Genomic DNA, 11,217 nt, shown 5'->3' on the forward strand with positions numbered 1-11,217 from the left:
TTAATAATATCCAATGTAATATTATTGTGAAAAATGACAATTTTATATTGCGTGATCATCAGGTTCATCAAGTTCGAATTATGCCAGGAGTTACTTTTTTAGACCTAATATATAATATTTTGAAGAAAAAGGGATTTCCGCTTGAGCAATTAGAATTGCGGAATATTCTTTTTAAAGAAGCGGTCGCAACAACAGAATCTTATGATAAGAAGTTATTGATTAGTATAAAAAAAGAAGAGGACTCCAAATCATGGAAGGTTATTGCTCGAAGTAAAAAAGTAAAAAATAATCATGATTTAGAAGAAAATTGGATACAAAACCTCGAATGTGAAATTCATTTAGTTGATAAAGAAAGTATGAACCGGATTGATATTGAAGGGTTAAAACGGCAGGCGTTTGAATCTGGAGATATGGATAAAGTGTATGCATTAGCAAGGGAAATGGGAATTCATCATTATGAATTTATGAAGGGATTAGGGACTTTATATAAAGGAAGACAGTTTCTTCTCGCAGAAGTTTCGTTGAGTCCATTGGCTCAAAAATATTTAAACCAGTTTTATTTGCATCCTGCTCATCTGGATTGTTCCACTTTGATACCATTTTTACATGATCAAAATATTGATTCATCAGCACCTTTTATTCCATTATATATTGAAGCGTTTCGTGCTTCTGGTAGGTTAGGAAAAAAATGTTATGTATATGTAAGTCAACCAGAAAAAGGTGGATTAGAAAAAGATATTATAGCCAATAATTATGAAATATACAATATAGATGGCGAGAAAATTGCTTCTTTTAAAAAGCTATCGGCTAAACGAATTCGTTTTAAAAAATTAATTACTAGATTTCAAGGGGAAGACGAGATAGTTGAGGTGAAAAGAGATAATCAGTATCTAATACAGCAAAATTCCGAAGAGAAACGTAAGTCGCTTACAATTGAAGATGACCTACGTAGGATGATTGCAAATGTACAAAATAAATCTGTAGAAGAAATTAGTGTAGAAGTAGCATTTTATGATCAAGGCTTAGATTCTACAAATCTATTGGATATAGTCAAACAAGTTGAACAGAAAATTAATACTCAACTATATCCAACTTTATTATTTGAATATAATAATATTAAAGAATTAACAGTCTATCTGACTCAAGAATATGGAGAACAATATAAAGCTTATCTTGAGAATAATCAGGAAGAGGCAATTTTAGGGAAAGCTAAACCTGAAGAGGAAGATGAAATAATTAGGATAAAAAGAGATACTCAACCTATAATCGAGCAGAATGTCGAAGGGCAACATAAGTCACTTACAATTGAAGATGACCTACGTAGGATGATTGCAAATGTACAAAATAAATCTGTAGAAGAAATTAGTGTAGAAGTAGCATTTTATGATCAAGGCTTAGATTCTACAAATCTATTGGATATAGTCAAACAAGTTGAACAGAAAATTAATACTCAACTATATCCAACTTTATTATTTGAATATAATAATATTAAAGAATTAACAGTCTATCTGACTCAAGAATATGGAGAACAATATAAAGCTTATCTTGAGAATAATCAGGAAGAGATAATTTCAGAGAGAGCTATATCAAAATTAAAATTGAAACAGATTGAAGAGAATTCACATTCTCTTCAATCTAATCGTGTTATGGATATTGCTATTATTGGATTAGCAGGTAAATATCCGCAATCCCCTAATATAGATGATTTTTGGGGAAATATAGTAGCGGGGGAGGATTGTATTACAGAAGTACCTAAAGATCATTGGGATTTTAATTTACATTATGATGCGAATCCAACAACCAGTGATAAAACATATAGTAAATGGGGAGGATTTATTTCTGATGTTGATAAGTTTGATCCACTCTTTTTTGGAATTGCTCCAAGAGAAGCTGAGATGTTGGATCCTCAGTTACGATTAATGTTAGAGACTGCTTGGCATACAGTAGAAGATGCTGGGTATACACCTGAAAAACTTTCTTCTCAAAAAGTGGGAGTGTATGTTGGAGTCATGAATAATGATTATACTTGGGTAGCTGCAGAAAGTTTTTTTCACACAGATCAATTTACAAGCCCAGGAAACTATAATCACGAGATTGCAAATCGTATTTCCTACTGTATGAATTTGCAAGGACCTAGTTTAACACTGGAAACAGCTTGTTCTTCATCATTAACAGCTATTCATATGGCAAGAAATGCAATTATGAATGGAGAATGTAATGTTGCATTAGCAGGCGGAGTTAACTTAAGTTTGCATCCGAGTAAGTATATGATGTTGAGTCAAATGAAGATTCTATCTTCTGACAATAAAGAAAAGACTTTTGATGAGAAGGCAGATGGATATGTACCTGGTGAAGGAGTGGGGATGGTTTTACTCAAATCATTAGAAGAAGCTATAAAGGATGGAGATCATATCTATGGAGTCATTAAAGGGTCTGCTATTAATCACTCTGGTTCAGGAGCAGGACATCATGTTCCGAATATAAAAGCTTTAGCCCAAGTAGCAAAAGAAAGTGTAGAACAGGCAAAGATACATCCTGAGCAAATTACATATATTGAGACACATGGCTCGGGTACTGTACTGGGGGATCCACTAGAATTAAAAGCCCTAGCTAAAGCTTTTGGGGATTTTACTGATAAAAAGGGCTTTTGTGCTCTGGGATCTAAAGCAAATTTAGGACATCTTGAAGCAGCATCAGGAATTTGTTCGTTGACAAAAGTATTATTAAGTATGAAATACAAGAAGATATTGAAGTGTAGCAATGTTGAAAATGTTAACCCAGCTATTACGCTCAATGATTATCCGTTTTATATTCCAGTAACAACAAAAGAATGGGAACATTCAGAGAGATCCAGGATAGCTGCAATTAACTCTTTTGGAATAGGTGGTTCTAATTCTTTTATGATTATAGAAGAGTTTTTGGGAAAGGAAATTGATCTAGACTGTTACGAACAAATACCACCACAATTAATTGTTCTTTCAGCACGAAAAGAAGATAGATTACGGGCATATGTGAAAAAATTTATAAATTTCTTAGCTAAAGAAGAGAATAGATTAACTGGGAGTGCCGCAAATTATTTTTTAACTAGAATGGCCTATACATTACAAACAGGACGCAAGCCTTTAAAAGAACGATTAGTTATTGTAACATCCAATTTACAGGATTTGTATGATAAATTACTAAAATATTATTTAGGAAATACAGAAATTGAGGGAGTACATTGTGGAAGTGTAAAAAAAGATGGAGGTTTGTTTTTCAAAAAACAAGATCAAATATTAAATAGCAATCCAGCTCATCTTGCTGAACTATGGATAAATGGAGAAGATGTAAAGTGGGACGAATTATATTCAAATATTCCGCAGCGCCTTTCATTACCAACGTATCCATTTTCTAGGAAACGCTACTGGGTTTCAAAGGAGCGTCATTCAACGCATAGTTCGATAAAAAAAGAAGAGGGGATGGAGAAAAAAGCTATGCTTGAGAAAGTTTTCACACCATCTAAAGCAGTATATCTTCGTAACGTATGGGAGAAACAAAGGTTAGAATCGGAATATCCTAAAGAAAACTTTGAAGGAACTATACTTTTATTCGATACGATTGAAGATAGACGAGATATGTTGCTTGAACGGGTTTCGAGCCAATTAGGAAAAGTAAGGGTTATTTTAGTAAAACCGAGCAATGAATACAGAAATCTCGGACAAGATACTTTTGAATTACGCCCTAATCAATTAAGTGATTATGAACAGTTAATAACTACGTTGAAATATCAAGGTTTATTTCCAAACAACATTTTATATTTGTGGTCTCAACACGAGTCTATTGATGAGGCAGAGATGTCAACTAGTGGGTTAGAGAGAGGAATCTATTCAGTATTTTTCCTTACTCAAACATTGATGAAACAAAAGGTAAATAAAAATATTAAGCTTCTATATACGTATATTCAAAATCAAGAGCAAAAACAACCAATTTATGCAGCGTTAGGAGGATTTTTTAAAACGCTTCATATAGAAAATCCGAATTTTCTATATAAGAAGATAGAATTAGATACATCCTATCAAGAATCAGTCCTGTTACAATTGCTGTTAGATGAGATAAGAATAAAAGATACAAAATTTGAAATTCGATATACGGAAAGAGAACGCTATGTACAAGAATTACAGCCATTTCATATGGATAACATACAATCTTCTTTGTTAAGAAAGAATGGAGTTTATCTTATTACAGGTGGTTTAGGCGAGATTGGATGCATCTTTGCTCGTTATCTTGCACAGGAAGTTAAAGCGAGGTTAGTTTTAACGGGGCGATCTGATTGTACAAATGATATAGAGTTCAAACTACAAGAGATTAGAGATTTGGGTGCAGAAGTAATGTATGTTAAAGCAGACATCTCAAATCAAGAAGATGTAAAAAAACTTATAAGCCAAGTTAAATCTGTATATGGTGAGCTTCATGGTGTTATTCATAGTGCGGGTGTAATTAGAGATGCGCTTGTTATTCAGAAAACAGCCTTAGATATACAAGCTGTATTAGCTCCAAAAGTTCATGGAACTATTTATTTAGATGAAGCAACGAAGGATGAGTGCATTGATTTCTTCGTTCTGTTTTCTTCGACTGCTGGAATGATGGGGAATATTGGACAAGCGGATTACGCTTTTGCTAACAGTTTTATGAATCATTACGCTGTGAGGAGAGAAGAGATGCACAAAAATCGTAAGCGTCATGGGAAAACGCTCTCGATTAACTGGCCGCTATGGCGTAACGGTGGAATGAAGGTGAATGAAGAAACTAAAAATAGTATGTTTGAAACTTATGGCATGTCCCCTATGAATACAGAGACAGGGCTCTACGCATTTAACAAAGGATTAAAGATTTCTGATAGTTATTTTGCAGTAATTGAGGGAGATGGAGAAAAATTCTTAAGAATGGTAGGGAATAATAAAGAAGTATCTTACTCTATGCAAGAGGATAAATTAATAACCGAAGTAGATCCTAAAAATTTACAAGCTAGTATAGAAAAAGATTTATTTTCTATTATTTCTAGTGTACTGAAAATTGATGAAGATGATATTGAAGTTGATACAGAAATGAGGGAGTTTGGCTTCGATTCCATTCTGTTAACCAAATTTAGTGAAGAATTGAGTAATAAATATAATCAAAACATTTTACCATCTATTTTCTTTGAACATGCTACTCTACAATCTTTAATTCAATATTTAGCAAAGGAGTACAAAGGGGAGATGATAGAGTATTATCAAGAAAGTCTCCAAGTTTCTCGGAAAGTTTCGAAACGAGAAGCTAGTATCAAATCTATGGATATTATAGAAGAAGACCGACAGGGAGAAGTGATAGCAGAGCCAATAGCTATTGTCGGAATAAGCGGTATGATGCCTCAGGCAGATGATTTAGAGAGTTTTTGGAAAAACATTGAACAAGGAAAAGATTTAATTACAGAAATACCAAACGATCGCTGGAGCTGGAAAGAGTATTGTGATGAACAGACAGAATATCATAAAACTAACTCTAAGTGGGGAGGTTTTATGAATAATATTGATAAGTTCGACCCGTTATTCTTTGGGATTTCCCCAAGAGAAGCAGAACTAATGGATCCTCAACAGCGCATTTTTATGGAAACGACATGGAAAACAATTGAAGATGCGGGTTATAAGGCTTCTGATTTATCTGGAACAAATACAGGATTATTTGTAGGCGTAGGTACTTCAGATTACCATGAGCTTATTCAAAATAATGTTTCTGAAATTAGTCCACAAGCGACAATAGGAACATCTCATTGCATTTTAGCAAATCGTATTTCGTACTTTCTGAATATCCATGGTCCAAGTGAGCCGATTGATACCGCGTGTTCTAGCTCAATCGTTGCGATTCATAGAGCAGTAGAAGCTATTCGAAACGGAAATTGTCAAATGGCCATTGCTGGAGGGATTAATATAATAGCAAGTCCAACGCTAAATACATCTTTTGCAAAGGCTGGGATGTTAGCTAAGGACGGTAAATGTAAAACATTTGATAATACAGCAAATGGATATGTCAGAGGAGAGGGAGTTGGAGCCCTTTTCTTAAAACCATTAAGTAAAGCGAAGGCAGATGGAGACCATATATATGCTGTAATTAAAGGAACAGCAGTCAATCACGGAGGGCGTGCAAACTCGTTGACCGCTCCTAATCCCATTGCTCAAAAAGAAGTTTTGGTTAAATCCTACAAGGAAGCGAAGGTTGATCCTACAACTATAAGCTATATTGAAGCGCATGGAACAGGAACGGCTCTTGGAGATCCGATTGAAATTAATGGACTTAAAAAGGCATTTGCTCAATTGTATAAAGAGTGGGGGAAACCATTATCTAAGAAGCCCCACTGTGGATTAGGATCAGTCAAAACAAATATTGGACATTTGGAAACTGCAGCTGGAATTGCAGGAGTTTTAAAAGTGATATTATCCATGAAACACAAGAAAATTCCAGGTAATATCCATTTGAATGAATTAAATGAATATATTGAATTGGAAAGCAGTCCGTTCTATGTTGTGAAGGAGACTCAGGATTGGGAACGTTTAAGAGATAGTGATAATAAAGAAGTGTTACGAAGAGCAGGGGTGAGCTCTTTTGGGTTTGGTGGCGTCAATGCACATGTTGTAATAGAGGAATATGAACAGCCAGCGGAGTCTATTGTACAGGGACAAGAACCACACATAATCATATTATCTGCTAAAAAAGAAGCGAACTTACAAGAGTATGCAAAAAAATTAGCTTATTTTTTACAGCATACAAAAGAGTCGATAGATTTAAATGCTATAGCTTATACTCTTCAAATCGGGCGGGAGCCAATGGAAGAGCGTTTAGCTTTAGTAGTTAGTACTGTTGAAGAACTTAAGGAGAAATTATATCAATACGTTCAAGGAAATAAGGAAGTCACGGGTATTTATCGAGGGAATGTGAAAAATAGTAAACTTAAAAATTTACTTTCTGGTAGAGCGGCAGAAGAATTTATAAAAATAATCATTGATGATCAGGATTATGCTAGATTAGCAGTGCTTTGGGTTTCTGGATTGGAGTTTGATTGGAGATTATTATACAAAGATTCTTCTCTTCAGCGTATATCGCTGCCAACTTATCCGTTTACTCGAGAAAGTTATTGGATTCCAATAGAAGCTCAAGAAAGTTATAACCAAAAAAGTTTAGCTTTACATCCGTTAGTGGATAACGTGAATATAAAACAAAGCTTAGATCAAGGGATAGTATTTTATAAAAATTTGCAACGTTCCGATATTATTGTTCAGGATCATCAATTAAAAGATCAGCCAATATTACCTGGGGTAGGGTATTTAGAGATGGCATATGCGGCTGTTTCTCAGCTTAATGAAGAAAAGCCATATAATATATCAAATGTTACTTGGTTGAAACCAATCTTAGTCGAGGATCGTAAAGAAGTTCAAATTGCAATTAAAGAAGATAAAGGATGCCTGAAATATGAAATCAAAACTCAGGAACAAGGAGAATCAATTATTCATGGAAGGGGAGATATTGAACCTGCGTCCCCTACCAATTATGAATATAGTGTGTCTATTCATGATATAAAGGCCAAGTGTAAAGAAAAAGTGGATAAAGAAACTTTTTACCATAAATTCTTAGAATTTGGATTGTACTATGGTTCCTATTTCCAAGGTGTACAAGAGGTCTGGATTGGAGAGGGGGAAGCACTGAGTTCAATTGCTTTACCATCTCAATTCAAACGAGAAAAGTCAATGTATACTCTACATCCAACTATAATGGATTCTGCATTACAAACAATGGCGAGTCTAATCTTTAAAAAAGGTAAAAAAGAAAAACTGAAATTACCATTCTCTGTAAAAAAGGTCGAGGTTTTTCAGGATTTAAAAAATGAAGGATATGCTTATGTACAAGAAATAGAACCAAATCATTTCCATATCGCTATTTTAGATGAAAATGGCAATATTTGTATCAAACTTCATGATGTGGTTATAAAGGAGATGAAAGATTCATTACAAAATCTTTTCTATACAACAAAATGGAAGCCAGAACCTTTAGTATTGGAACGAACAGAACAATATACTGGGAAAGCGGTCATTATACATCCGCAGCAAAGCTTAGGATTAGAACAAGCACTATTCGATGCCCATACTTCTCAAGAAGTTTATCAAATTCAATTGGGTAAGCAGACAAGGAAAATTGATGAATATGTTTGGGAATTGCAAGTAGATGATCCCTATGCTGTTGAAAAACTCGGTAGTATTTTGGAAGAGATAAATACGATTTACTATCTCGGTGGAATTCAAGCAATAGATAGTGATATCCACGACTTGGCTGAATTGGAAGCCAGTCAAGAAAGAGGAATAATCTCACTGTTTAGATTGATAAAATTATTGAAAAAACAAGGTTTGAAGGAAAAACAGGTTCAAATAAAGGTTATTACAAATAATGTGCATAAAATCATGAATGAAACTATTATTCCTCCTTATGCAGCAAGTTTATTTGGGTTTACAAAATCGTTGGTGAAAGAATATCCCAATTGGTCTATTAGTTGTATTGATCTCGACCTAGAGGAAAATAATATGGAATCTTTAGCGGGTCATATTCTGATAGAGCCAGGTAGTTCGAATGGAAGTGAAGTAGTAATTCGAGAGGGAGTACGTTATATACAAAGTGTCGAGCCAATTCATCTACCGGTAACGAGTGAAATTCCTTTTACAAATAATGGCGTATATATGATTTTAGGGGGAGCAGGCGGTATCGGACTAGAGTTGAGTAAATATTTAATGGAAACAGTACAGGCAAAAGTAATTTTGATAGGAAGAAGCTCATTAACAAAAGAGAAAGAAGAAAAAATAGCTAACATCGAGAAGTATGGTGGAAAAGTTATGTATCTTCAGGCAGATGCCACTGATTTAATAAGCATGACTAAAGCTGTTAACGAAGCAAACAAAGCATTTGGTAACATTGATGGGATAATTCATTCGGCTCTTGTGTTACATGATAAGACAATTGATTATATGGAAGAAGAAACTTTACGTAAAGTTCTTGCTCCGAAAGTGACAGGAAGTGTGAATTTTTATAAGGCATTACAGAAACAAAAATTAGATTTTATAATGTTCTTTTCATCCGCACAATCTTTACTGGGTGGTATAGGTCAAAGTAATTATGCAGCGGCATCAACTTTTAAAGACGCTTTTGCACATTATTTAAGTCATTATGAAAAATGTCCAGTTAAACTGATTAATTGGGGATTTTGGGGACAGGTAGGTGTTGTAGCTACAGAAGAGTATAACGAAAAATTGGAATTAAATGGTGTTGGTTCTATCCAATCTCATGAAGGAATAGATGCAATACAAAGGATTTTAACACACCCTGTTATTCAAGTTATGCCATTTAAGGGGACTAAATCTTTATTAAAATCTATAGATGTTCAATTACAAAATCAAGTTGAAATTTATCCAATGAAAGTTCCATCTTTACTTGAAACTACCGTGAAGCAGACAAAGACTCTGTTACCGGATGTAACAAAAATTTATCAACATCAACAGACTATGCGACAGCTTAAAAGTTTTGCCCAACATTTAGTGCTATCGGCTTTTCAGCGAATGGGCGCATTTCATCGAAGTGAAGAGTATTATCATAAGGAAAAACTAAAACAAAAATTAGGAATTATTCCAACTTATAAACGTCTGTATGAGGCTTTATTAAGTATTTTAGTTGAGGCTGATTTTATTACAATCATAGATCAGAATATTTTCACTACGAAGCGTTTAGAAAGTCCTGAAATCAAAAAAAATATTAATAATATACAGGGTTTCAAAAGCAATTTAGTATGTACACATCCTGAGCTTGAAGCTCATGTGAATTTAATGGATGTATGTGTTGATGCTTATCCATCTGTGCTAACTGGAAAACAAAAATCTATGGAAATTATGTTTCCGGAAGGCTCTACTTCTTTAGTTGAGAAAATCTATAAAGGAAATGAAAGTGCTGATTATAACAATCTTATTGTAGGCAAAATCATACAAAGCTATGTTGAACAACGTCTTGCTCGTAATCCACAGGATAAAATTAGAATTTTAGAAGTGGGAGCGGGGACCGGGGGAACAAGTCATTTTGTATTAGAAGCCATTTCAAAATATAAAAATAATATCGAATACTTATTTACCGATGTTTCACGAGGCTTTACCCATCATAGTGAGAGAGTATTTGGAGAAAGGTATCCATTTATTGAGTTTAAAGTACTTGATATTGAAAATAACCCTGAGCAGCAAGGTTTTGAATTGAATAGTATTGATGTCATGTTTGGTAGCAATGTCATGCATGCTACGAAGGAAATTAACAATACTTTAAATCAAACTAAGAAATTACTTAAAGCCAATGGCCTCATTGTAATAAATGAAGTTACGCAAGCACAAGATTTTCTAACGTTAACGTTTGGACTAGCTGATGGTTGGTGGTTATATGAAGATGAACACTATCGTTTAAAAGATTCACCATTACTTAGTCCGACTACATGGAAATCATTGCTCGCTTTCAATGGTTTTAAGAAAGTGAAAGAAGTTAATTTTTCTGATGAGTTCATCGGAGAGTGGGACCAAAGTGTTATTGTAGCTGAAAGTGATGGTCAAGTAGTTATAAATACTTTTGATCAGGAAAATCAAAAGCAACACGTGAGAAAGTTTTCATTGGAAAATAAATTAGATGCTATATTACCTAAAAAAGGTGTGAAACAAGTACATTTGCAATCTGATTTACTGGAAAAAACAAGAGAGTATCTTATTAAGAAATTTGCACAAATATTGAAAATGAATAACGACATGATAGACAGTAAAGCGACTTTTGAAAGATACGGAGTAGATTCTCTTGTAAGTATGGAAATTAACAGATGTCTTGAACAAGAATTTGGTAAACTTCCTTCCACCTTATTGTTTGAATATATGACTATCGAGAAACTTAGTAAATATTTTATCTCGGAGCATGCTGAGCGTTTGCAAGAGATATTAAATTCGGAATTAGTAGGTGTTATGGAAGCGGATGAAATTTTTCAAAGTATCGATGAGGTTGCAACGACTCATGAGGAAGGAAATGAAGGAAATCTACCTTTAGATAATATCGGAGATCTGGTGGATAGCCTATCGGATGATGAGGTGGATATGTGGTTAAGTAAATTAATATAAATTTGAATGGAAGAACCAAAGGAGGAACAAT

The 11,217-nt window shown here is 34.1% G+C and carries 1 protein-coding gene; it reads left to right on the forward strand.

What is annotated here, in order from left to right; genetic code table 11:
- The first annotated feature begins 26 nt into the window (after positions 1-26).
- A complete protein-coding gene (locus tag QUF99_RS06570) occupies positions 27-11,186 on the forward strand; it encodes an SDR family NAD(P)-dependent oxidoreductase (protein WP_289374580.1) in 11,160 nt (3,719 codons plus the stop codon).
- Positions 11,187-11,217 lie beyond the last annotated feature (31 nt).

Source organism: Bacillus sp. DX4.1 (assembly GCF_030348195.1).
In the GTDB taxonomy this organism is placed as follows: domain Bacteria; phylum Bacillota; class Bacilli; order Bacillales; family Bacillaceae_G; genus Bacillus_A.